Source organism: Actinospineispora eucalypti (assembly GCF_039543365.1).
In the GTDB taxonomy this organism is placed as follows: domain Bacteria; phylum Actinomycetota; class Actinomycetes; order Mycobacteriales; family Pseudonocardiaceae; genus Pseudonocardia; species Pseudonocardia eucalypti.
Genome location: NZ_BAABJP010000039.1, coordinates 223,764 through 246,628, shown reverse-complemented (window position 1 = coordinate 246,628; position 22,865 = coordinate 223,764). Strand labels below are relative to the sequence as shown.

At 71.4% G+C, this 22,865-nt stretch carries 17 protein-coding genes; 10 read left to right on the top strand and 7 right to left on the bottom strand.

Annotated features, from left to right (window positions below; all coding sequences use genetic code 11):
• Positions 1-159 precede the first annotated feature (159 nt).
• Both glgX and treY read left to right on the top strand, forming a co-directional pair.
• Positions 160-2,322 (top strand): glycogen debranching protein GlgX, encoded by a 2,163-nt coding sequence (gene glgX, locus ABEB12_RS30900; RefSeq protein ID WP_185065439.1) that lies wholly within the window; start codon positions 160-162, stop codon positions 2,320-2,322.
• Positions 2,323-2,330: 8 nt separating this feature from the next.
• Positions 2,331-4,694 (top strand): malto-oligosyltrehalose synthase, encoded by a 2,364-nt coding sequence (treY, locus tag ABEB12_RS30895; RefSeq protein ID WP_185065438.1) that lies wholly within the window; start codon positions 2,331-2,333, stop codon positions 4,692-4,694.
• Positions 4,695-4,806: 112 nt separating this feature from the next.
• Here treY and ABEB12_RS30890 read toward each other — a convergent pair whose 3' ends face one another.
• The gene (locus ABEB12_RS30890) at positions 4,807-5,517 is read right to left on the bottom strand and encodes a hypothetical protein (protein ID WP_185065437.1); all 711 of its coding nucleotides are present in this window, start codon (positions 5,515-5,517) and stop codon (positions 4,807-4,809) included.
• A gap of 224 nt (positions 5,518-5,741) precedes the next feature.
• On the opposite strand from ABEB12_RS30890, the gene ABEB12_RS30885 reads away from it, so the two are divergent.
• From ABEB12_RS30885 to ABEB12_RS30870, 4 genes are all read left to right on the top strand, one after another.
• Positions 5,742-6,674 (top strand): winged helix-turn-helix transcriptional regulator, encoded by a 933-nt coding sequence (locus ABEB12_RS30885; RefSeq protein ID WP_185065436.1) that lies wholly within the window; start codon positions 5,742-5,744, stop codon positions 6,672-6,674.
• 53 nt (positions 6,675-6,727) lie between these two features.
• Complete coding sequence (locus ABEB12_RS30880; protein WP_185065435.1) at positions 6,728-8,299, top strand: ATP-binding cassette domain-containing protein; 1,572 nt, start codon at positions 6,728-6,730, stop codon at positions 8,297-8,299.
• Positions 8,300-8,376: 77 nt separating this feature from the next.
• Entirely contained in the window at positions 8,377-9,360 is a 984-nt protein-coding gene (locus ABEB12_RS30875) for an ABC transporter permease subunit (protein WP_185066156.1), read from the top strand.
• A gap of 25 nt (positions 9,361-9,385) precedes the next feature.
• The gene (locus tag ABEB12_RS30870; RefSeq protein ID WP_185065434.1) at positions 9,386-10,387 is read left to right on the top strand and encodes a substrate-binding domain-containing protein; all 1,002 of its coding nucleotides are present in this window, start codon (positions 9,386-9,388) and stop codon (positions 10,385-10,387) included.
• A 106-nt stretch (positions 10,388-10,493) separates the two neighbouring features.
• Here ABEB12_RS30870 and ABEB12_RS30865 read toward each other — a convergent pair whose 3' ends face one another.
• Positions 10,494-11,483: a substrate-binding domain-containing protein gene (locus tag ABEB12_RS30865; RefSeq protein ID WP_185065433.1), complete on the bottom strand. Its 990-nt coding sequence runs from the start codon at positions 11,481-11,483 to the stop codon at positions 10,494-10,496.
• A gap of 197 nt (positions 11,484-11,680) precedes the next feature.
• On the opposite strand from ABEB12_RS30865, the gene ABEB12_RS30860 reads away from it, so the two are divergent.
• Positions 11,681-13,096 (top strand): L-fucose/L-arabinose isomerase family protein, encoded by a 1,416-nt coding sequence (locus ABEB12_RS30860; RefSeq protein WP_185065432.1) that lies wholly within the window; start codon positions 11,681-11,683, stop codon positions 13,094-13,096.
• Positions 13,089-14,561 (top strand): FGGY family carbohydrate kinase, encoded by a 1,473-nt coding sequence (locus ABEB12_RS30855; protein ID WP_185065431.1) that lies wholly within the window; start codon positions 13,089-13,091, stop codon positions 14,559-14,561. Before ABEB12_RS30860 ends, ABEB12_RS30855 begins: the two co-directional genes overlap by 8 nt.
• A gap of 303 nt (positions 14,562-14,864) precedes the next feature.
• On the opposite strand, the gene ABEB12_RS30850 is transcribed toward ABEB12_RS30855, so the two are convergent.
• From ABEB12_RS30850 to ABEB12_RS30835, 4 genes are read right to left on the bottom strand one after another with little or no spacing between them, the layout of a single operon-like run.
• Positions 14,865-16,013: an ABC transporter substrate-binding protein gene (locus ABEB12_RS30850; RefSeq protein ID WP_185065430.1), complete on the bottom strand. Its 1,149-nt coding sequence runs from the start codon at positions 16,011-16,013 to the stop codon at positions 14,865-14,867.
• Positions 16,014-16,031: 18 nt separating this feature from the next.
• Positions 16,032-16,844: an ABC transporter permease subunit gene (locus tag ABEB12_RS30845; protein ID WP_185065429.1), complete on the bottom strand. Its 813-nt coding sequence runs from the start codon at positions 16,842-16,844 to the stop codon at positions 16,032-16,034.
• Positions 16,841-17,614, bottom strand: coding sequence for an ATP-binding cassette domain-containing protein (locus tag ABEB12_RS30840; protein WP_185065428.1), 774 nt, complete (start codon positions 17,612-17,614; stop codon positions 16,841-16,843). Before ABEB12_RS30840 ends, ABEB12_RS30845 begins: the two co-directional genes overlap by 4 nt.
• Before the next feature lie 46 nt (positions 17,615-17,660).
• Positions 17,661-19,316, bottom strand: coding sequence for a DHA2 family efflux MFS transporter permease subunit (locus ABEB12_RS30835; protein WP_185065427.1), 1,656 nt, complete (start codon positions 19,314-19,316; stop codon positions 17,661-17,663).
• 105 nt (positions 19,317-19,421) lie between these two features.
• Between ABEB12_RS30835 and treZ the strand changes: the two genes are divergently transcribed.
• Positions 19,422-21,158: a malto-oligosyltrehalose trehalohydrolase gene (gene treZ / locus ABEB12_RS30830; protein ID WP_185065426.1), complete on the top strand. Its 1,737-nt coding sequence runs from the start codon at positions 19,422-19,424 to the stop codon at positions 21,156-21,158.
• Here the strand turns inward: treZ and ABEB12_RS30825 are convergent, their stop codons facing one another.
• On the bottom strand, positions 21,159-22,040 hold the full coding sequence (locus tag ABEB12_RS30825; RefSeq protein WP_185065425.1) for an alpha/beta fold hydrolase: 882 nt from the start codon (positions 22,038-22,040) through the stop codon (positions 21,159-21,161). It lies immediately after the preceding gene.
• Positions 22,041-22,191: 151 nt separating this feature from the next.
• On the opposite strand from ABEB12_RS30825, the gene ABEB12_RS30820 reads away from it, so the two are divergent.
• A complete protein-coding gene (locus ABEB12_RS30820) occupies positions 22,192-22,812 on the top strand; it encodes a TetR family transcriptional regulator (RefSeq protein WP_185065424.1) in 621 nt (206 codons plus the stop codon).
• Positions 22,813-22,865: the final 53 nt, after the last annotated feature.

Sequence of the window (22,865 nt, the reverse complement as noted above, 5' to 3'; positions counted from 1 at the left end):
GGGCCAGGCGTCCGAGCAAGTATCACAGCCCCCGTTCGAACCCGGCACGTGCACCCGGACGCGTCGATCACGGCGCCGACGCCCGGCGCACTAACCTGTAGGTCCATCGCCCCCGGGTCAGCGAGCGCCCCGGTTTCCGGAGCCGAACGAGGAGTACGCATGCAGCCGTGGCCGGGAAGTTCCTACCCACTCGGCGCCAGTTATGACGGGGCAGGCACCAACTTCGCCGTGTTCTCCGAGCTCGCCGAGCAGGTCGAGCTGTGCCTGTTCGACGAGGCGGGCAACGAGGATCGGGTCCGCCTGCGCGAGGTGGACGGGTTCGTGTGGCACGGCTACCTGCCGAACGTGGAGCCGGGGCAGCGCTACGGCTACCGGGTGCACGGCGCCCACGATCCGGCCGGCGGCCTGCGGTGCAACCCGCACAAGCTGCTCATCGACCCCTACGCGAAGGCCCTGGACGGCGGGGTGAGCTGGGACGAGTCGGTGTTCGGCTACCAGTTCGCCTCGCCCGGCGAGCGCAACGACACCGACTCGGCGCCGCACGTGCCCAAGTCGGTGGTGGTCAACCCGTACTTCGACTGGGGCGCGGACCGGGCACCGAAAACCCCCTACCACGAGACGTTGGTCTACGAGGCGCACGTCAAGGGCCTCACCATCGCGCATCCGGAGATCCCCGAGGAGCAGCGCGGCAGCTACGCCGGGCTGGCCCACCCGGTGATGATCGAACACCTCCAGCGGCTGGGCGTGACCGCGGTGGAGCTGATGCCGGTGCACCAGTTCATCACCGACCACCACCTGCAGGAGAAGGGCCTGGCCAACTACTGGGGCTACAACACCATCGCGTTCCTCGCCCCGCACCACGCTTACGCCGCCGACCCCCGGCCGGGCGGGCAGGTGAACGAGTTCAAGGCGATGGTCCGCGCGCTGCACCAGGCGGACATCGAGGTCATCCTGGACGTGGTCTACAACCACACCGCCGAGGGCAACCACATGGGGCCGACGCTGTCCATGCGCGGCATCGACAACCCGGCCTACTACCGCCTGGTGGCCAACGACCTGCAGTACTACATGGACTACACCGGCACCGGAAACTCGCTGAACGTGCGCAGCCCGCACACCCTGCAGCTGATCATGGACTCGCTGCGCTACTGGGTGCTGGAGATGCACGTGGACGGCTTCCGGTTCGACCTGGCGTCCACCCTGGCCCGCGAGTTCTACGACGTGGACCGGCTGTCCGCGTTCTTCGACCTGGTCCAGCAGGACCCGGTGATCAGCCAGGTGAAGCTGATCGCCGAGCCCTGGGACGTCGGCCCGGGCGGCTACCAGGTGGGCAACTTCCCGCCGCTGTGGACCGAGTGGAACGGCAAGTACCGGGACACCGTGCGGGACTTCTGGCGGGGCGAGCCGGGCACCCTCGGCGAGTTCGCCTCCCGGCTAACCGGTTCCTCCGACCTCTACCAGAGCGACGGCCGCCGGCCCTACGCGTCGATCAACTTCGTCACCGCGCACGACGGCTTCACCCTGTCCGACCTGGTCTCCTACAACGAAAAGCACAACGAGGCCAACGGCGAGAACGGCAACGACGGGGAGAGCCACAACCGGTCCTGGAACTGCGGCGTCGAGGGGCCGACGGACGACCAGGCGATCCTCGAGCTGCGCGCCCGCCAGCAGCGCAACTTCATCGCCACCATGCTGGTCAGCCAGGGCGTGCCGATGCTGCTGCACGGCGACGAGCTGGGCCGGACCCAGGGCGGCAACAACAACGTGTACTGCCAGGACAACGAGATCTCCTGGGTGGACTGGGAACTGGCGGGGAAGAACGCCGGCCTGGTGGCGTTCACCGCCGGGGTGGCCGCCATCCGGGCCGCGCACCCGATCTTCCGCCGCCGCCGGTTCTTCGCCGGCCGCTCCCTGGTGCGCGGCGCGGTGGCCCCGACGGACAGCGACTCGCTGCACGACATCGCCTGGTTCACCCCGTCCGGCGAGGAGATGACCGACCGCGACTGGTCCTCCGGCTTCGGCCAGTGCATCACGGTGTTCCTCAACGGCGACGGCATCCCGGACGTGGACGAGCGCGGCGAGCGGCTGCTGGACGACTCGTTCCTGCTCTGCTTCAACGCCTCCGCGGACGGCATCGAGGTCACCCTGCCCGGCGCGCTCTACGGCGGCGCGTGGGCGGTGGTGGTGGACACCGCGTCCGGTGATGTGATCACCCTGTCGGACGCGCCCGGCATGGTGTCCGCCGAGCCGGTGACCCAACCGGCCGGCGGCACGCTCACCGTGCCGTCCCGGTCCCTGCTCGTGCTCCAGCGAACGGAATAATGACGCCGATGTCCCCGAGTTCCACCTACCGGCTCCAGTTGCGCGCCGAGTTCGACTTCCGACGCGCCGCCGAGCTCACCGGCTACCTGGCCGACCTGGGCGTCGGCGCGCTCTACGCCTCCCCCATGCTGGAGTCCACGTCCGGCTCGAACCACGGCTACGACGTGGTGGACCCGGGCAGGGCGTCGGAGGAGCGCGGCGGCGAGGCCGGCCGGCGCGCGCTGATGGCCGCCCTGCGCTCCGCCGGCCTGGGCCTGCTGCTGGACATCGTGCCCAACCATGTCGGTGTGACCGTGCCGACCGCCAACCCGTGGTGGTCCGACGTGCTGATCAACGGGCGGGCTTCGCGGTACGCCGGGCACTTCGACATCGACTGGGACGCCGGCCCGCTGCCGCTGCCGGTGCTGGCCTCCGGTGCCGAGGAGGAGCTGGACCGGCTGGAGCTGGTGCGCGACGGGAACGGCTACCCCGGGCTGCGCTACTACGAGCACCTGTTCCCGGTGGCCAACGGCAGTGCGGACCAGGGCACCCCCCGTGAGGTGCACGAACGCCAGCACTACCGGCTGGTGGACTGGCGCCGCGGCGCCGCCGAGCTCACCTACCGGCGGTTCTTCGACGTGTCCGGGCTGGCCGCCGTGCGGGTGGAGGACCCGGCCGTGTTCGCCGACAGCCACCGCGAGGTGCTGCGCTGGGTCGCCGAGGGCGGGCCGGGTGGGCCGGGTGAGGGTGGGTCGGGTGAGGGTGGGTCGGGTGGGATAATCGGCCTGCGGGTGGACCACCCGGACGGGCTGACCGACCCGGGCGGCTACCTGCGCCGGCTGCGCGCGGCCGTGGGCAAGGACCGCTGGCTGCTGGTGGAGAAGATCCTCGGCGTCGGTGAGGCACTGCCGGCGTCCTGGCCGGTGGACGGCACCACCGGCTACGACGCGCTGCGGGAGATCTGCGGCGTGTTCGTCGACCCGGCCGGCGCCGGGCTGATCACCCAGTTCGCCGCCGAGCACACCGGGTCCCGCCCGGCGGCGCATGCGGTGGAGCGGCGCGCCCGGCGGGACGTTGCGGACACCATCCTGGCCGCCGAGGTGCGCCGGATCGCCGCGCTTCTGCCCGAGCTGGACCGGGCCAAGGCCACCGACGCGGTCGCCGAGCTGCTCTGTTCCTTCCCGGTCTACCGCAGCTACCTGCCGGAGGGCCGGGAGGCGCTGGATGTGGCGGTCTCGGTCGCCCGGAGCAACCGCCCCGACCTGGCCGAACCGGTCGAGCTGATGCACCGCCGGATGCTCGCCGAGCCGGACGGCGAGCTGGCCCGCCGGGTCCAGCAGACCTCCGGAATGGTCACCGCCAAGGGCGTCGAGGACACCGCGTTCTACCGGTGGAACCGGTTCGTCGCGCTGAACGAGGTGGGCGGCGACCCGACCCGGTTCGGCGTCCCGGTGACCGAGCTGCACGCGGCGGCCGCCGCCCGCGAGGCCGGCTGGCCACGCACCATGACCACCCTGTCCACCCACGACACCAAGCGCTCCGAGGACGTGCGGGCCCGGCTGGCCGTGCTCTCCGAGCTGCCCGGCGAGTGGGCGGAGGCGACGCGCGGCTGGGCGGCGGCGCACCCGCTGCCGGAGCGTTCCCTGGAGCTGCTGGCCTGGCAGTGCCTGGTCGGCGCCTGGCCGATCGACGCGGAACGGATGGCCGCCTACCTGGCCAAGGCGTCGCGGGAGGCGAAGCTGGTCACCAACCACGTCAACCCGGTGCCTGAGGTGGACCGGGCCATCGCCGAGTGGCCGGCGGCGGTGCTCGCCGACCCGGCGGCGGTCGCGTCGATCGAGGAGTTCGTGGCCCGGGTCGCCCCGGCCGGCCGGTCCAACTCGCTGGGCCAGAAGCTGGTGCAGCTGGCCGGCCCCGGCGTGCCCGACGTCTACCAGGGCACCGAGCTGTTCGAGTACTCGCTGGTCGACCCGGACAACCGGCGGCCGGTGGACTTCGCGGAACGGCGCGCCCTGCTGGCCCGGCTGGACGATCACTGGCTGCCCCCCGTGGACGCGACCGGCGCGGCGAAGTTGCTGGTCACCGCCTCCGCGCTGCGGCTGCGCCGGTATCGCCCCGAGCTGTTCTCCGGCTACCGGCCGCTGACCGCCGACGGCCCCGCCGCCGCGCACGCGCTGGCCTTCGCCCGTGACCCCGGCCTGGTCGCGGTGGCCACCCGGCTGCCGATCGGGCTGGCCGCCCGGGGTGGCTGGGCGGACACCGTCCTCGCCCTGCCCGGCGGCGCCGACGACTGGACCGACGTGATCACCGGCGAGTCGGTCGGCGGCTCGGCGCCCCGGCTGGCCGAGCTGCTGGACCGCTACCCGGTGGCCCTGCTGGTCCGCCCGGCCTGACGATCGTTGTTTCTGGCGGTAGAGCCGCGAAAATCGCGGCTGGACCGCCAGCATCGGCGATCACAGCCTGAGCGAACGCTGATCGTGTGCCTCGGGACGTCTAGCCTCGCGTTCAGTCAACCTTGACCCAGTCTTGGCAGGAGGAGCTCTTGAACGCACCGTCAGTGGCCTTAATTGTCACCGTGGTGGGACCCTCAGTGTTGTCAATGGCCAGAACCGCGGAAAAGTCACCCGAGGTATCCCGCAACCGTGTCCAGCTGCACATCGGAATCCTCTCGTCGCTCGGCCCCGCCGTACGATAAACACCCGGCTGAATGTCGACTCCTACCACGTAGGTGCCACTACCGAAGCTGATAGCAGACTTCTCGCCCGCCGGACCTGGTTGCCGTGATCCCAGGTTCTTGGGCCGCTCCGCCGTTTGCTCAGTAGCCGCGCTCGATGGATCCACGGTTGCCTGTCGTACCGGTGCTTCCGAGCGCGACGAGGTGAGCACAGCGACCGCCACCGAAGACGCCGCCACGGCAAGCAGCGACAACGTCATGAGCAGTAGACAGACGACAACCAGAACAGCCGTCTTGTCCTGCGGTCCTTCGATCCTCCCAACCTCGCCCACGACCCGCCTACGAGTCCTTATCCACCTGAGGCAGACTGCGCCAACGACAACGACAGCGAACGCCGTGACCGAGATCGCCAGGACAGAGAACTCTCCGTCAGCTACGGACTGCGTTACCTGGACAATGCTGGAGACGACCCCGAGCAGGGAGAAGAATCCGATACCCGCGATCGATGAGGCACGCAGTTCCGGACGCGTGGACAAGCTCACGGGTCCCCCTTATGACACCAGCGGGCGTGTTTCCTCGCAGACCCCAGAGAATGTTTGCTGCCTCCCCAGAACTCGTAAAGACCACACGGCAGATCGTGACCAGCCTGTGCCGCTACTTCCCCCGGCGTGGTCGAACCATCCGCACGGCGCGTCGCGGAGATAATCGGCTTGCCGCGACCGCGCGCGTTACGATCTCTCCTCTCGGCCGCCCGGCGAGGTAAACCGTGGAGAAGCGACGTCCCACCTTCGAGCCGCTGTTGCACGCCCTCGACCTGTTCGGTGACCGCTGGTCGCTCCTCATCCTGCAGAGCGTGTTCCTGCGGGTTCGCCGCTACGACGACATCCGCGCCCGACTGGGCATCTCTCCCACCACGCTGTCCGCCCGGCTGCGCGCGCTGGTGGACGCCGAGGTGCTCGAGCAGGCGCCGTACCGCACCCCCAACCGGACCCGCATGGAGTACCGCATCACCACCCGGGGGCTGCCGCTGTGGCAGCTGCTGGTCAGCATCTGGTTCTGGGAGAAGACCTGGGTCCCGGGCCGGGCCGCCGAGCTGCCGCGACTGGTCCACCTGGACTGCGGCACGGCGGTCACCCCCGAGCTGGCCTGCACCGAGTGCGCGACGCCGGTGCGACCCCGGGAGATCGGCGCCGTGCGGAACCAGACGGCGCCGCTGAGCCTGACCAGCAACCGGCCATCGGGCGGAAGCCTGGCCGGGAAGGGCATCACCGATCCGCTGGTGCTCTTCCACACCGCGCTGGACATCATGGGAGACCGCTGGTCGATCGCGCTGTTGACGTTCGCGTTCATGGGGGTGAACCGCTTCTCCGGGTTCCAGCGGGAGCTGGCCATCGGCCCCGGGGTGCTGGCCGGCCGGCTGCGCAAGCTGGTCCGGGTCGGGGTGCTCACCGTGGGCCGGCGGGGCGATCCGACCGCCTACCGGCTCACCGCGAAGGGCCTGGCACTGTTCCCCTCGCTGGCGTTCGTTCTGCACTGGTGCCAGGCCGACTTCCCACCGGACGACCCCTCGATCCTGACCGTGCGCCACCGGGGGCCGAACCATCCGTTCGTGCCGGTGCTGCGGTGCCCCCGGTGTGGTGGGCTGCTGGGCCGGGACAACACCCGCATCGATCCGCCAACGGTCGGGGGGAACGCTTGACACTCTCGCCGGCTGACTCTAGCGTCGCCGAGTAATCGATTTCTCGAGGTGTGATGGACGCACTCAGGGACGAGACGGCCGGCCGGCAACCGGTCGACGCCCAAGCCGCGGTCGTAGAGATGGTCGACGTCAGCAAGTCCTTCGGCGGCGTGCGCGCGGTGCGCTCGGCGAACTTCAGCCTGCGGGCCGGCGAGGTGCACGCCCTGCTGGGCGAGAACGGCGCCGGCAAGTCCACCCTGATGAAGGTGCTCTCCGGGGAGGTCGGCGGGTACCGGGGCGAGATCCGCATCGACGGCCGGCCGGTCCGGCTGAACACCCCCTCGGACGCCCAGCGGGCCGGCATCGCGATGATCCACCAGGAGCTGGACCTGGTACCCGCGCTCTCCGTCGGCGAAAACGTGTTCCTGGGCCGGGAGACCCGCACCCGCCTGCGCACGGTGGACCGGAGCGGAATGGTCCGGGAAACCGCCCGGCTGATGGGCCGCATCGGCATCGCCCTGGACCCCAGGCGACCGGTCGAGGAGCTGCGCACCGGCGAACAACAGCTGGTCACCATCGCCAAGGCACTGTCCCTGGATGCCCGAATCCTGATCATGGACGAGCCGACGTCGGCGCTGTCCAGCCCCGAGGTGGAGCGGCTGTTCGGGGTGATCGAGGAGCTGCGCCGGGCCGGCACCAGCATGGTCTACATCTCCCACCGGATGGACGAGATCGGCCGGGTGGCCGACCGGGCCACCGTGCTGCGCAACGGCTCGGTGGTGGCCGAGTTCGCCGCGCGCGCGATGACCGCCGCGCAGGCCTCGGAGGCGATGGTCGGCCGGCCGCTCCGGCAGATGTTCACCGCGCCCAAGGACTCCCCGGACGGGGCCGAGCTGCTGCGGGTGTCCGGGCTGACGGTGCGCGGCCGGCCGGGTCGGCGCGACCCGGCCGGGGTCAGCCTGACCGTGCGCAAGGGCGAGATCGTGGGCGTTGCCGGGTTGCTCGGCGCCGGCCGCACCGAGCTGTTGGAGACGCTGTTCGGCGTCGGCGCCACCGGCCCGCGCGCCGGTGAGGTGCTGCTGGACGGGCGGCCGGTGAACCCGCGCGGGCCGCGCGAGGCGATCGCGCTGGGCATCGCCTTCGTGCCGGAGGACCGGCGGATCGCCGGGCTGGCGCTGGACCACTCGGTGCTGGCCAACACGGTGCTGTCGGTGGTGTCCCGGATCGCCCGGTGGGGCGCGGTGCCCGGGCCGGCCGAGCGGTCACTGGCCCAGGGCATGGTCCGGCGGCTGGGCGTGAAGCTGGCCTCGCTGAGCAGCCCGGTGGGCTCGCTGTCCGGCGGCAACCAGCAGAAGGTGGTGCTCGGGCGCAACCTGCTCACCGAGCCCGCCCTGTTGCTGCTGGACGAACCCACCCGGGGCGTGGATGTGGGCGCCAAGGCGGAGATCTACCGGCTGCTCGGCGAGATCGCCGGCCAGGGCGTGGGCATCCTGCTCGCCTCCTCCGAGCCGGCCGAGCTGATCGGCGTGTGCGACCGGGTGGTGGTGCTGCGCGGCGGGCGGGACGTGGCCCACCTGGACACGGCCGAGGTCGGCGAGGCCGAGCTGCTCACGGCGACCATCGGCAACGGGAAGGAGGCAGCTTGAGCGAGGACGTGCGTACCGGACGCTCGGAGGCGCCGGCCGTTTCGGAACCCGCGCCGGCGCCGGGCCGGGGAGCCGAGCTGGCCGCCGCGCTGTTCAAGTTCCAGAGCCTGTTCGGACTGGTGCTGGTGTTCGTCGCGGCGGTGCTGTTCTCCCCCAGCAAGAACGGCGAGCTGGTCTTCCTGAACTCGCAGAACCTGTTCAACGTGGTGCGCTCGATCTCCGAGATCGGCATCCTGGCGGTCGGCATGACGCTGGTCATCCTGATCGGCGGCATCGACCTCTCGGTCGGTTCGGTGCTCGGCCTGGCCAGCGTGGGCGCGGCGATCCTGCTGGTGGAGAACGACCTCGGGGTGGCCACCGCCGTGCTGGCCGTGTTGGCCATCGGGCTCGGGTTCGGGCTGTTGCAGGGCTTCGCCGTGGCCCGGTTCGGCATCCAGGCGTTCATCGTCACGCTGGCCGGGATGCAGATCGCCCGGGGCCTGGCCCGGATCTGGTCCGGCGGCCAGGGCATCTCGATCACCTACGGCGACGGCCCCGAGCAGGCGCCGGTGGTCTTCTCGCTGCTCGGCGAGCGCACCTTCAACGGCCTGGTGCCGATCCCGGCCCTGATCTTCATCGTGGTGGCCGCGCTGGCCGTCGTGCTGCTGCGGGTGAGCGCGTTCTCCCGGCACGTGTACGCGATCGGCGGCAACGAGAAGGCGGCCCGGCTGTCCGGGGTGCCGGTGAACCGGGTGAAGATCGCGGTGTTCGGCATCTGCGGGCTGCTCGCCGCGCTGGCCGGCATCGTGCACGCCGGCCAGCTCAACTTCGGCGCGCCCAACGACGGCGCCATGTACGAGCTGGACGCGATCGCGGCCGTGGTGATCGGCGGCACCAGCCTGATGGGCGGGCGCGGCTCGGTGGTCGGCACGGTGGCCGGTGCACTGCTGGTCGGCGTGCTGCGCAACATCCTGGCGCTGAACAACATCGACTCGAACATACAGCTACTGATCATCGGCCTGGTGATCGTGCTGGCGGCGGGGCTGCAGCGGCTCCGGCCCGCATCGATGGGCAGCAGTTGACGTCCGACAAGAAGGGAACTCCCGCATGACAAGGAAGTCAGCCGGGGCGGTGGCGCTGGCCGCGCTCGCCGCGCTCGCCCTCGCCGCCTGCGGCACCACCAGCGAGAACGCCCCGAAGCCGGGCGGCGGGGCGGCCGCGCCGGCGAAGTGCGGCGCCGACGGCAAGTACACCATCGGGATGAGCCAGGCCAACGTGGCCGAGCCCTACCGGCAGCGGATGGACGACGACATCCGCAAGGCGGCGGCCTCGGTTCCCCAGTTCACCGTCAACTTCGCCGACGCGGCGCAGGACAACTCCAAGCAGGTCGAGCAGGTGGACACCTTCCTGGCCCAGCGGATCGACCTGCTGATCATCAGCCCGAACGAGGCCACCCCGCTCACCGCGCCGGTGAAGCGCGCCTTCGACCAGGGCATCCCGGTGCTGGTGCTGGACCGCAAGGTGGACGGGGGCGCGTACACCTCGTTCATCGGGGCGGACAACGTGGACATCGGCAAACAGGCCGGCGAGTACTTCGCCAAGACCCTGCTGCCGGACGGCGGCAAGATCGGCATCCTGCGCGGGCTGGCCGGGTCCACCCCGGCCAAGGAGCGGTACGACGGCTTCATGTCGGGCATCCAGGGCTCGAAGGTCGAGGTGATCGCCACCGCCGACGGCGACTGGCTGCGGGACAAGGGCCAGCAGCAGGCCGACGCCATGCTCAAGGCGCACCCCGACCTACAGGCCATCTACTCGGAGAACGACCCGATGGGCGAGGGCGCCCGGATCGCCGCCCAGAACGCCGGCAAGACCGACCTGCCGATCACCGGCATCGACGGCCTGCCGATCGAGTCGGGCGGGCTCAAGGCGGTGTCCGCCGGCCGGCTGTCGGCGACGCTGATCTACCCGACCGGCGGCAAGGAGGCCGTCGACGCGGCCAAGAAGATCCTGGTCGACTGCCAGCGGGTGCCGAAGGCACAGACCCTGTCCACCCAGCTGGTCACCAAGGCCAACGCCGACCAGGTCTACGCGGAGCTGAACAAGGGCTAGCGCGGAACGCGCTGGCCGAGCGCGCGCCCGGTCAGGCACGTGCGGGACAACGGGCGCCGGTCCCGTGGAGGTGCTTCGCGGCCGATGGGGGGCCGCGAAGCACCGCTCAGGCCCGCCGGCTGCTGCCCCGTTCGATCAGCTTGGCGGCCAGGGTGCGCACCACCGGGACGCCCCGGTTGTCGTCGATCCGGTCCAGCAGGAGGCGGGCGGCCAGCGCGCCCAACTCGTAGGCCGGCTGGGCGACCACGGTGAGCGGGGGGCTGACCAGCGTGGCCCACGGGGCATCGTCGAACGCCACCACTCCGACCTCGGCCCCGACCCGCCGCCCGGCCGCGCCGAGCGCCTCCAGCGTGCCGATGGCCTGGGTGCTGTTCGCCACCAGCAGCGCGTCCACCGGCTTGGGACCGGCGAGCAGCTCCTCAGTGGCCCGGCGGGCGCCCTCGGCGCGGTACTCGGTGCGCCGCACCAACGCCGCCTCCCGGCGAATGCCCGCCGCGTCCACGGCGTCCAGGTAGCCGGCCAGCCGGTCGTCGGCGGTGCGGATGCCCTCCGGCCCGCTGATGCAGCCGATCCGCCGGTAACCGGCCCTGACCAGGTGTGTCGTCGCCTCGGCGGCCGCGCGGCGGGTGTCCACCAGGACCTGGTCGACCCCGGCCAGCGGCCGGTCGACCGCGACCACGGGTGTGCCCCGGCCGCGCAGCACGTCGACGCTGGTGGCGGCCGCCGTCGGGGAGAGCACCACGCCGGCCATCCGCTCCTGCACCGCCACGTTCAGGTAGCGGCGCTCCTTGTCCAGGTTCTCGTCCGAGTTGCACAGCACCACGGAGTACCCGCCGGTCAGCGCCACGTCCTCGACACCCCGGGCCACCGAGGTGAAGAAGGGGTTGGCCACGTCGGAGATGATCAGCCCGAGCACCGCGGTCTGCTGCTTGCGCAGGCTGCGGGCCAGGCCGTTCGGGTGGTACCCGAGCTCGGCGGCGGCCGAGCGGACCCGCCCCACCAGCTCCGGGTTCACCGTGGACTTGCCGTTCAGCGCCCGGGACACGGTGGCCACGGACACCCCGGCCCGCGCGGCCACATCGCTGATCGTCGCCATCGGACGCGCTACCTTCCGGCTCTATTGACACTGTTCGGACTGAACAATAGCGTCCTGAGTAATCGATTACTCGCAGCGGGTTGTGCGCGCTCCGGCCGCGAGGGCGGGCCGGAGGTCCGTCCGACCGGCTGGATCAGCGGTTTGATCGCCGTAGGCGATTCGTGCACAAGCCGCTGCACAAACGGCAGGGAGGCATCGTGGCCCGGATCGGTGTGGTCAGCATTTCCGACGGCCGGGACCATGTGCACGCCCGCAACGCCGAGTTCATCGCGGGCAAGCAGAACGGCCTGGTCGCGTCGCTGCGCTCGGCCGGGCACGAGGTGGTGGTGGGCTCCGATCTGGTGGCCCGCAACGACCTGGCCGGCTCGGTGGCCCGCGAGGTCGCCTCGGCGGATGTGGACCTGACCATCTTCTACTACGCGGTGTGGAGCTTCCCGCACTTCACCATGCTGGCCGCCGACGCCACCCCCGGCCCGCTGGTCCTGGTGGCCAGCACCGACCCCACCGAGCCGGGGTTGGTGGGCATGCTGGCCGCCGGTGGCGCGCTGGACCAGATCGGCCGCCGGCACACCCGGCTCTGGGGTTCCCCCGACGACGCCGGCATGATCGCGCAGGTGGGGGCGCACGCCCGGGCGGCGGCCGCGGTCGCCTCGTTGCGCGGGTCCACTTTCGGCCGGTTCGGGGGGCGCCCGATGGGCATGAACACCGCCGTGGCCAACACCGACCAGTGGATGCGCCAGTTCGGCATCGACGTGGAGGAGATCGACCAGTACGAGCTGGTACTGCGCGCGGACAAGGCCGACGCCGGTGAGGCGGCCAAGGCACGTGAATGGCTCGAGCGGCATGCCGCCGGCGTGCACTACGACGGCAAGAAGCTGACCCCCGAGCTGCTCGAGCGGCAGATCCGGTCCTACCTGGCCGTCCGGGAGATCATCGCGGAGCGCCGGCTGGACTTCTCCGGCATCAAGGGCCAGCCCGAGCTGACCGAGCACTTCGCCACCATGGACGTCACCGAGGCGTTCCTGAACGACCCCTACGACTGGAACGGCCCGAAGCCGGTGCACGTCACCGCGACCGAGGCGGACATGGACGGCGCGCTCACCATGCAGCTGTTCCACAAGATCTCCGGCGATCCGGTGCTGTTCGCCGACGTGCGGCACTACCACTCGGACCGGGACATCTGGGACCTGTGCAACTCCGGCCAGCACGCCACCTGGTACGCCGCGCGCAGCGACGACCCGGCGGAGAACCTGGCTCGCGTGAACCTGTATCCGGAGGTGTTCTTCTTCCCGGCGGGTGGGGCCTCGGTGCAGCACATCGCCGCCGCCGGGCGGATGACCCTGGCCCGGCTCAGCAGGGACTCCGGGGACTACCGTATGCAGCTCATGCTGGGTGACTTCGAGAACTACGACGAGGCGACCACCGCCGAGCTGGTGAACCGGTCCACCCCGGAGTGGCCGCACGCCTTCGCCCGGCTGGACGCCCCCGCCGAGCAGTTCCTGGCCAACTTCGGGGCCAACCACATCCACGCGGTGCCCGGCGACCGGCGGCCGGAGATGCGGGCGGCGGCGGCACTGCTCGGCATCCGGCTCGACGAGTGGTCCCGTGGCTGAGACCGACCTGCTGCTGGGCATCGACATCGGCACGTCCAGCTCCAAGGGCGTGCTGGTCTCCCCGGCCGGCGAGGTGCTGGCCCGCGCCACCCGGCCGCACCGGACCTCCTACCCGCATCCCGGCTGGGCGGAGCACGAGGCCGAGTCGGTGTGGTGGGCGGACTTCGTGGCGATCAGCCGCGAGCTGGTGGCCGCCGCCGACGGGCGCCCACTGGCCGGCCTGGCGGTGAGCGGTATCGGCCCGGTGCTGCTGCCCGCCGACGCCGACGGCCGGCCACTGCGCCCGGCGATCCTCTACGGGGTGGACACCCGTGCGACCCGGGAGATCGACGAGCTGACCGCCGAGCTCGGCGCGGACGCCATCCTGGCCCGGGCCGGTACCGCGCTGTCCTCGCAGGCGGTCGGCCCCAAGTGGCGCTGGCTGGCCCGGCACGAGCCGGAGGTGTACGCGCGCACCCGGCTGTTCCTGATGGCCAGCTCCTACCTGGTGCACCGGCTGACCGGCGAGTACGTCCTGGACCACCACTCGGCCAGCCAGTGCGACCCGATGTACGACCTGCGCGCCGCCGACTGGGCGCACGACTGGGCGGAGGTGGTGGCCCCCGGCATCGAGCTGCCCCGGCTGGCCTGGTCCACCGAGGTGGTGGGAACCGTGCACGCGGCGGCCGCCTCGGTGACCGGGCTGCCGGCCGGGCTGCCGGTGGCGGCCGGCACCGTGGACGCCTGGGCCGAGGCGGCCAGCGTGGGCGTCACCGAGCCCGGCGACACCATGGTCATGTACGGCACCACCATGTTCCTGGTCCGGGTGCTGGCCTCACCGTCGCCGCACCCCGCGCTGTGGTCCACCCGGGGCGTCGGCCCCGGCAGCTACTCCATGGCCGCCGGGATGGCCACCTCCGGCGCGATCACCGACTGGCTGCGCGGCCTGGTGGACAGCGAGTTCGCCGGGCTGGTCGCGGCGGCCGGGCAGGCTCCCGCCGGCGGCAACGGGCTGCTGTTGCTGCCCTACTTCGCCGGCGAGCGGACCCCACTCTTCGACCCGGACGCGCGGGGCATCCTGGCCGGGCTGACCACCCGGCACGGCATCGGCGAGATCTACCGGGCCGCCCTGGAGGGCATCGCCTACGGGGTGCGCCACAACCTGGAGACCATGCCGGGGACGGGCCGGCTGGTCGCGGTCGGCGGCGGCACCCAGGGCGGCCTGTGGACCCAGATCGTCAGCGACGTCACCGGGTTGCCGCAGCAGATCCCCGCCGAGAAGATCGGCGCCGCCCTGGGCGACGCGCTGCTCGCCGGCATCGCCGTGGGCGCCGAACCGGACATCACCCGCTGGAACCCGGTACGCGAGACCGTCCGCCCCGACCCGGCGGCCGCCGAGGTGTACGCCGAGTACTACCCCCGATACCGCGCGCTGTACACGGCAACCGCCGACATCGCCCACTTCCTGGCCGCTCGGCAACGCTGAGCGCGGTTCGGTTCAAAGACGGCCTGGACGGCGCGGCGGCGGTCCGCCGTCGCTTGGGTGGCGCCGGTCGCGTCCGGCTCGGCGCCGCCGTCCGCTCTGTCACGGTGTGTGACGGTCGAGTTGGCGATTGGGCGAGGGTTCGCTCGTCGAGATCCACGTGAGCGGGGTTTGATCAAGGACTGTACCCCGCTGGTGTGGATATCGATGCGCGCCCGCCCCGAAACAGCCCCCATCGGGACGCTTCGGCCTCACGGTACGTGAGCAACCCACCCACACCCGCACGAAGGGCGGCCAGCCAATCCCTCACGGAAGCCGGATCGACGGGTCCAGGAACTGGTTGGTGGCGATGTCGGCGGCGGTCAGGCCGGGTTTCGGCCGGCCGCCGGAGCGGGCCACTACCGGTGCGAAGGTGTCGATGGTGGCCTGCACCCGGGAGGGGTCCATGCCGCCCAGCGGGCCGCTGGCGTCGTTGGCCACGATGCCCTGCTCCCGCATGACCCGGGTGGCGTAGTCGGCCACGCCGATCGAGTAGCTCCAGCCGTCGGCGTAGCGGGTCACCAGGTCGGCGATCAGGCGGTTCACCGGGCCCGGCGCGGCCATGTAGTCGACCTGCGCCCGCTGCAGAACGGGGACCAGCCGGCGCAGGCAGGGCGCGAGGGCGGGCAGGTCACCGGTGCGCACGGACAGCGCGTCCGGATAGATGCTGAAACCCACGTCGGACAGCAGCTGGTAGCGCACCGGTTTGCCCCAGCTGGGCACCTCGTGCTGGAACACGTACGGCTCGGCGGTCGCGTAGCCCTGTTCGGCGATCGTCGGGTCGGCCACGAACCGGACGGCGGAGCCGGTGTGCCCCTGGTCGATCTGGTCGGCCCGCAGCAGGCCCCTCTCCACCAGCAGCTGGGCGTAGAGGGCGTCCTTCTGGACGACCACGGTGGCGTCCGAGCGCCCGATGTCGGCGATGGTGCGCCAGTCCGGGTGGCTGGCCGGGTCCCACATGATGATCTGCGGGCTCTTCGCCATCTGCGAGATCACCGCGGTGACCGGCTGGCCGGCCGAGCTCTTGATGGCGCCGTCCGTACCGATCATGCCCAGGGTGATCGAGCGATCCAGGTACATCTGCGCGCTGATCGCACCGAAACCGATGGCCGCTCCGCCGGCCCTGATCTCGATGCGCACCCCGGTGTCCCGGCCGCCCACGACCAGCGGGCCGGACACCCGCTTGCGGTCCGCGTCCACCGTGTAGCCGGGGCCGACCAGCGCGTACACCCCGGCGTACTCCGCCTCTGGCTCCCAGTTCTGCTGCACCACGACGGTCTCCGGGCACACACCGGCCAGCCGTTGCCCCTCCGGAGCCGGTGGCAGCCCCGACGACGAGCCGGCGGAAGGACCGGGGCCGGAGCATCCGGCGAGCACCAGGCCGACCAGCACGACGACCAGACGGGTCCGCCGCATGAACGCTCCCCTCGGGCCTCAGTTCTCCTCGCGGGTGGTGCGCGCGCCCCGGTACCACGAGCCGATCACCAGGCCGGTCAGGCCGGTGAACAGGCTGAAGATCACGATACCGTACAGCGAGGAGAGCATGATCGCGGCGAACAGGTCGGTGGAGCTCACCCGGGAGATGTAAACGGAGAGCAGGGTGCCCAGCCCGGGCTGTCCCTGCACGAAGAAGAAGTCACCCACCAGCGCGCCGATCACCGACAGCCCGGCGGAGATGCGCAGCCCGGCGAACATGGACGGCAGCGCCGCCGGCAGCTGCAGCTTGACCAGGCGCTGCCAGCGGCTGGCCCGGTTCAGGGTGAACAGGTCGTGCGCCCCGCGCTCCACGGAGTGGATGCCGAACAGCGTGTTGGCGATCATCGGGAACACCGCGATGATCACGCACACCACGATCCGGCCGGCGAACCCGTAGCTGAACCAGAGCCCGATGAGCGGCACGATCGCCAGGATGGGCACCGTCTGCAACACGATGGCGAACGGGTAGAGGCCGCGCTCCAACCAGGACGACTGGCTCATCACGATCGCGGCGGCCACCCCGAGCACGCAGGCGATGAGCAGGCCGAGCATGGAGATCTGCACGTCCAGCAGCAGCGCCCGGAGCATCGGCCGCAGCCGCGACCAGTCCAGCAGCGACCGGGTCAGCACGTCCTGCGGCGGCGGCACCAGGATCTGCCGGCGCTCCGGGGTCAGCAGCACGTAGCTGACGAACAGCCACACGCCGAGGAAAGCCAGCACGGCGGTAAGCACCGGCAGCACGGCGCGCGCCACCGCGCGGGCCCGGCTCACGCCCGGTCCGCCGGGGCGGTCGCGGCCCCGTCGACCAGGGCGGCCGAGACCTCGGCGGCGGTGGCGCCGAACCGGGGATCGAAACGCAGCTCCGGCGGCCGGGGACGGCCGAACGGGATGTCGATCTCCGCCACGATCCGGCCCGGCCGCGCGGACATCACCACCACCCGGTCGGCCAGGTAGACCGCCTCGGGCACCGAGTGGGTCACGAACAGGCTGCTGAACCCGGCGTCATCGGCCATCCGGCGCAGCTCCTCCTGCAGGCGCAGCCGGGTGATCTCGTCCAGCGCGCCGAATGGCTCGTCGAAGAGGAACACGTCCGGCTCGAACACCAGCGCCCTGGCCAGGGACACCCGCATGCGCATGCCGCCGGAGAGCTGGGCCGGCAGTACCTTCTCGAAACCGGTGAGCCCCACCGTCTCCAGCGCCCGCCTGGCCCGGGCCAGCCGCTCCGCCTTGGGCAGCCGGCGCAGCTCGGCCGGCAGCGCGACGTTGGCCAGCGCGCCGCGCCAGGGCAGCAGCGTCGGGTCCTGGAAGACGAACCCGACCCGGTCGGAGCTCACCGTGATCCGGCCGCCGGTGGGGGCGGCCAACCCGGCGGCCAGGCGCAGCAACGTGCTCTTCCCGCAGCCGGACGGGCCGACCACCCCGACGAACTCCCCGCCCACCACCCGCAGGTCAACGCCGTCCAGTGCGAGCACGCCGCCGGCGAAGGCCTTGGTCACCCCGGTGAACCGCACCGCCGTGTGGCCGGTGGTCGCCGCGCCCATCGATTCCCCCCTCGTTGCCCGAATCGTATGGGGCGGGGGTCACTGGTCAGACGTGCACGCCCGCCGCCGCCTGGGCGGACTGCTCGTCCAGCCGGTCCAGGGTTTCCTCCCGGCTGGGCTTGCGGGACTGCGCGGGCACCGGGGTGGGCCGCCGCTCCTCGGCCGGGGCCGCCGGCGCGGGCGCGGGTGCCGGGGCTTCCTCCACCGGCTTGGCCGGGCCGTGGCGCAGCAGCAGGGCGAGCCCGACGCCGATCGCGCAGAGCACCGTGACCACCAGGAACAGGTTGGCGTAGGTGGTGGTCAGCACGCTCGCGGACAGCTTCATGTAGATCGGGTACAGCCCGGCGGGACCCTGCTCAGCGGCCTGGGTGATCGCGCTGAGGCCGTTGGCGCCGGTGGAGTACAGGCCGCCGCGGTCGCTCATCAGCTGGGCCTGCTGGTAGGTCAGCATGCCGCCGAAGATGGCCAGGCCGAGGCTGGACGAGACCCGCTGCGCGACGTTGTTCATCGCGCTGCCCGAGCCCACCCGGCTGGTGGCCAGCGCGGCCACCCCGGCGGTCATGATCGGCATCATGGACATGCCGACGCCCACGTTGCGCAGCGCGGTCCACATGATCAGCACGTGGCGCGGGGTGTCCGGCGTGATCGAGGTCATCAGGTAGGTGCCGATCGCGGTGATCGCCAGCCCGATGGTCGCCGGCCAGCGCGGCCCGAACCGGTCGTACAGCCGCCCGGCGATCGGCATGAGCACCACCATCACCAGCGCCGAGGGCATCAGCACCAGGCCGGCGTCGAACGCCTGCATGCCCTGGGTGACCTGGAGGAACTGCGGCACGTAGTACAGCGTGGTGAACAGCCCGATCGAGATCACCGAGATGAGGATCAGGGAGTTGGTGTAGGGCCACACCTTGAAGATCCGCACGTCGATCAGCGGGTTGGCCGACTCGAGCTCGACGACCACGAACAGCGCCAGGCTGAGCGCGCTGGAGACCAGCAGGATGAGGATCGGGTAGCTGGTCCAGCCCCAGTCCTGGCCCTTGTCGGTGGCCAGCAGCAGGGCGAACAGGCCGTACGCGATGGTCAGGAAGCCCCACAGGTCGAACTTGGGCCAGCTGGTCGGCCTGATCCGGGGGAAGACGACGAACGCGGCAATGGCACCGAGGATGCCGACCGGCACGTTGATGTAGAAGATCAGCCGCCAGTTGACGTACTCGACCAGGTAGCCGCCCAGGGTCGGGCCCAGCGCGGGCGCGAACACCACGCCCAGGCCGTACATGCCCATGGCCGCGCCGATGCGCTCCTTCGGCACGATCCGGTAGAGCAGGGTCATCGTGACGACCGGCAGCACGCCGCCGGGGATCGCCTGCAGGATGCGGAAGGCGATCATGCTGTCCAGGCTCCACGCCATGCCGCACAGCGCCGACGCGGCGGTGAAGCCGAGCAGCGAGCTCAGGTAGACGGTGGTCTGCCCGAAACGCTCCCCCAGCCAGCCGCTCAGCGGCACGATCACGCCGAGGGCGAGGGTGTACCCGGTGACCACCCACTTGATGTCGTCGGTGCTGGCGCCCAGCTCGGACTGCATGCGGGGAATGGCCACGTTCACGATGCTGGTGTCCAGGACGGACATGAACATGCCGACGATCAGCACGACCAACGGGAGCGCCCAGCCCCCGGCGCGCTGCTGGCCATTCGTACCTGACATGCGAGATAGCATGCCATAGAGAACGTCTCGTACCTAATTTCATTACCACCTGTGCTCTAAGGAGTGAAGGAAGTCACGAGCCTGAGAGCACTAGGGTTGGTCCACGTGGAGTTCGAGGTGTGGGCGCCCGGCCGGAACCGGGTCCAGGTGGAGATCGACGGCGGCCGGCGGGACCTGACCTCCGAACCCGACGGATGGTGGCGGGTGGAGGTTCCCGGGGCCGGCCACGGCACCGACTACGCGTATCTGTTGGACGACGATCCAACGCCGCTGCCCGACCCCCGTTCCCGGCACCAGCCTCACGGGGTACACCGGCCCTCCCGGGTGTACCGCCCGGAGACCTTCGCCTGGACCGACCACGCCTGGACCGGGCGCGCGCTGCCCGGCAGCGTGGTCTACGAGCTGCACGTCGGCACCTTCACCCCGGCCGGCACGTTCGACTCCGCGATCGAACGGCTGGACCACCTGGTCGGGCTCGGCGTGGACCTGGTCGAGGTGCTGCCGGTGAACGCCTTCGACGGCCCGCGCAACTGGGGCTACGACGGGGTGCTCTGGTACGCGGCGACGGAGAACTACGGCGGCCCGGACGCGTTCTGCCGGTTCGTGGACTCCTGCCACGCGCGCGGGCTGGGCGTGCTGCTGGATGCGGTCTACAACCACCTCGGCCCCTCCGGCGCCTACCTGGACCGCTTCGGGCCGTACTTCGCCGGGCGCAACATCTGGGGCCCCACGCTCAACCTGGACGGCCCCGGCTCCGACCAGGTGCGCCGCTACGTGATCGACAACGCGCTGATGTGGCTGCGCGACTTCCACGTGGACGGCCTGCGGCTGGACGCGGTGCACGCGCTGGTCGACACCAGGGCGGTCCACGTGCTGGAGGAGCTGGCCGTGGAGGTGGCCGCGCTGGAGGCGCATGTCCGCCGGCCGCTGACCCTGATCGCCGAGTCGGACCTGAACAACCCGCGCCTGGTCACCGCGCGGGAGGGCGGCGGCTACGGATTACAGGCGCAGTGGAACGACGACGTCCACCACCAGCTGCACGCGGCACTCACCGGCGAGCGGCAGGGCTACTACGGCGACTTCGGCACGCTGCCCGGGCTGGCCGCCACGCTGCGCGGCGCCTTCTTCCACGCGGACACCATGTCTACCTTCCGCGGCCGCCACCACGGCCGGCCGGTGAACACCGCGCTGACCCCGGGCCACCGGTTCCTGGCCTACCTGCAGAACCACGACCAGATCGGCAACCGGGCGACCGGCGACCGCATCTCGGCCGCCCTCTCCCCCGGCCTGCTGGCCTGCGGCGCGGCATTGGTGCTCTGCTCGCCGTACACCCCGATGCTGTTCATGGGCGAGGAATGGGGAGCGCGCACGCCGTGGCGGTTCTTCTCCCACTTCCCGGACGCCGACCTGCGCGAGGCCATCCGGCGGGGGCGGGTCGAGGAGTTCGCCGAGCACGGCTGGGATGCCGGGGCCGAGGTGCCGGACCCCAACGCCGAGCGGACGTTCCTGGACTCCAAGCTGGACTGGACCGAGCCCGACCGGGAGCCGCACGCCGGCCTGCTCCGCACCTACCGGGAGCTGATCGCGCTCCGCCGGGCCCGCCCGGAGCTGTCCGACCCCTGGCTGGACCGGCTGGGGGTGGAGGTGGACGAGGCGGCGCGCACCGTCCTGCTGCGCCGGCGCGGCCTCCGGGTGCTGGTCAACCTGGGCGGCACCGAGGCCGGTTTCCGGCTCGACGGCCCGGTCCGGGACGCCCTGCTGGCCAGCGCGGCCGTCCGGGTGGACGGCGCGAAGGCGGCCCTGCCCGGGGAGTCCTTCGCCGTCGTCGAGCTGGAGGGATAGCTAGAGCGGCACGCCGGCACTCACCGGCGGCAGCGGCTCGGCGCGGTCGGGGTCGAGAGCGTTCAGCACCATCCGGTGCACCGCCTCGTCGTAGGCCAGCCCGATGTGCCCGACCGCATCCACCGGCACCTCGTCCTGCACGTAGAGGTTGTGCACCCCCCGCTCGCGGATAAACGCGGTCTCCTCGGTGCCCAGCAGCTCGCTCTCGTGCGGAGTGACCAGCGCGTCGGCCCGGGTGGCGATCACCGTGTACGCGATCCCGTCCTGGGCGATCGGGCCGTCGTCCAGCTCGCGCACCGCCGAGCCGCCGGGGAGCAGCTGCGGGCAGGCCTGGCAGCCGGACTGCCGCAGCACCCGGTCCACCAGCTCCCGCTGCTGGGCGGTGTCCGCGACGCTGACCAGCCCGCCGAAGGTGGTCCCGTGGGTGGGGGGTGCCAGGGCCACGACCGTGTCCACCTTCCGGGCGATGCCCAGCTTCTTCGGCACGTACAGCGACAGGAACCCGCCCTCGGAGTGGCCGACGATGTCGACCTTCGACGCGCCGGTGTCCGCCCTGACCCGCTCGATGAACTCGCCGATCTCCCGGGCCGACTCCTCGATCCTGTTCAGGCCGCCGACCGGCACCCCGGGCACCGGCTGCCCGTAGGTCAGCTGGTAGGCGCAGTAGCCCTCGCCGGCCAGTCGCCGGCCCAGCGGACCCAGGTTGCCCGGCCCGTTCCCGCCCAGCCCGTGCAGCAGCACCACCGGCGAGGGATGCCGCTCGGACGGCCGACAGCCCCGGTCGTCCAGGCCGCCGGAGGCGGTGGCGGCCGCCACCGCGGGCGGACCCGAGGCGACGAGCAGGGCGGCGAACAGGGTGACGAGCGCCAGGGCGGAGCGCATTCGGGGACCTCCGTTTTTTCGATACCGATCGGTATCGAGTGCGCCCAAGTATGGCGCCGAGACCGCCACCGTCAAGATCTCCGGGAGGTTTACATTCCAGTGGGTATAAAGCCTGGTCACACAGCGTTGCCGAACTTGTTAGCCTGACCCCGTGGCAAGCAGATCACTGAGCGGGCGCACCCGGCCGACGCGGGAGGAAACTCGCCGGCGGGTGTTGGATGCCGCCGCCGCGGTGTTCGCCGCGAAGGGCATCGCGTCCTCCTCGGTGACCGACATCGCCGAGGCCGCACAGCTGACCAAGGGTGCCGTCTACTCCAACTTCGCCAGCAAGGACGAGCTGATCCTGGCGCTGATGGACGAGCAGGTCAGCCAGCGCCTGGCCGACGCGATCAAGGCGTTCGAGATGGTGCCCGACCTGAACGTGGCGGTGCAGGCCATCGGGCACAGCCTGGTCGCGGCCATCCACGCCGACGGCACCTGGCAGAACCTGCTGTTCGAGTACATCGGGCTGGCCCGGCGGGACGCGGAGATGCGCGAGGAGCTGGCCCGGCGCCGCCGGGAGAACCGGGCCGCCGTCGCCCGCCAGATCACCCGGCTGGCCGAGGCCCGGGGCGTCGAGCTGCCGCTCAGTGCGGAGGAGCTGACGGTGACCATCCTGGCCATCTCCAACGGGCTGGCCATGGAGGGCGGCATCGAACCGGCGGCGGTGCCCGACGACCTGTTCGCCCGGCTGATGGCCCTGATCCTCGGACCGGCCCTGGAAGCGGAGTAGCACTCACCACATCTGGCGGCGTCCGCGTCGCCGGGGGAACACTCGCACCCTAA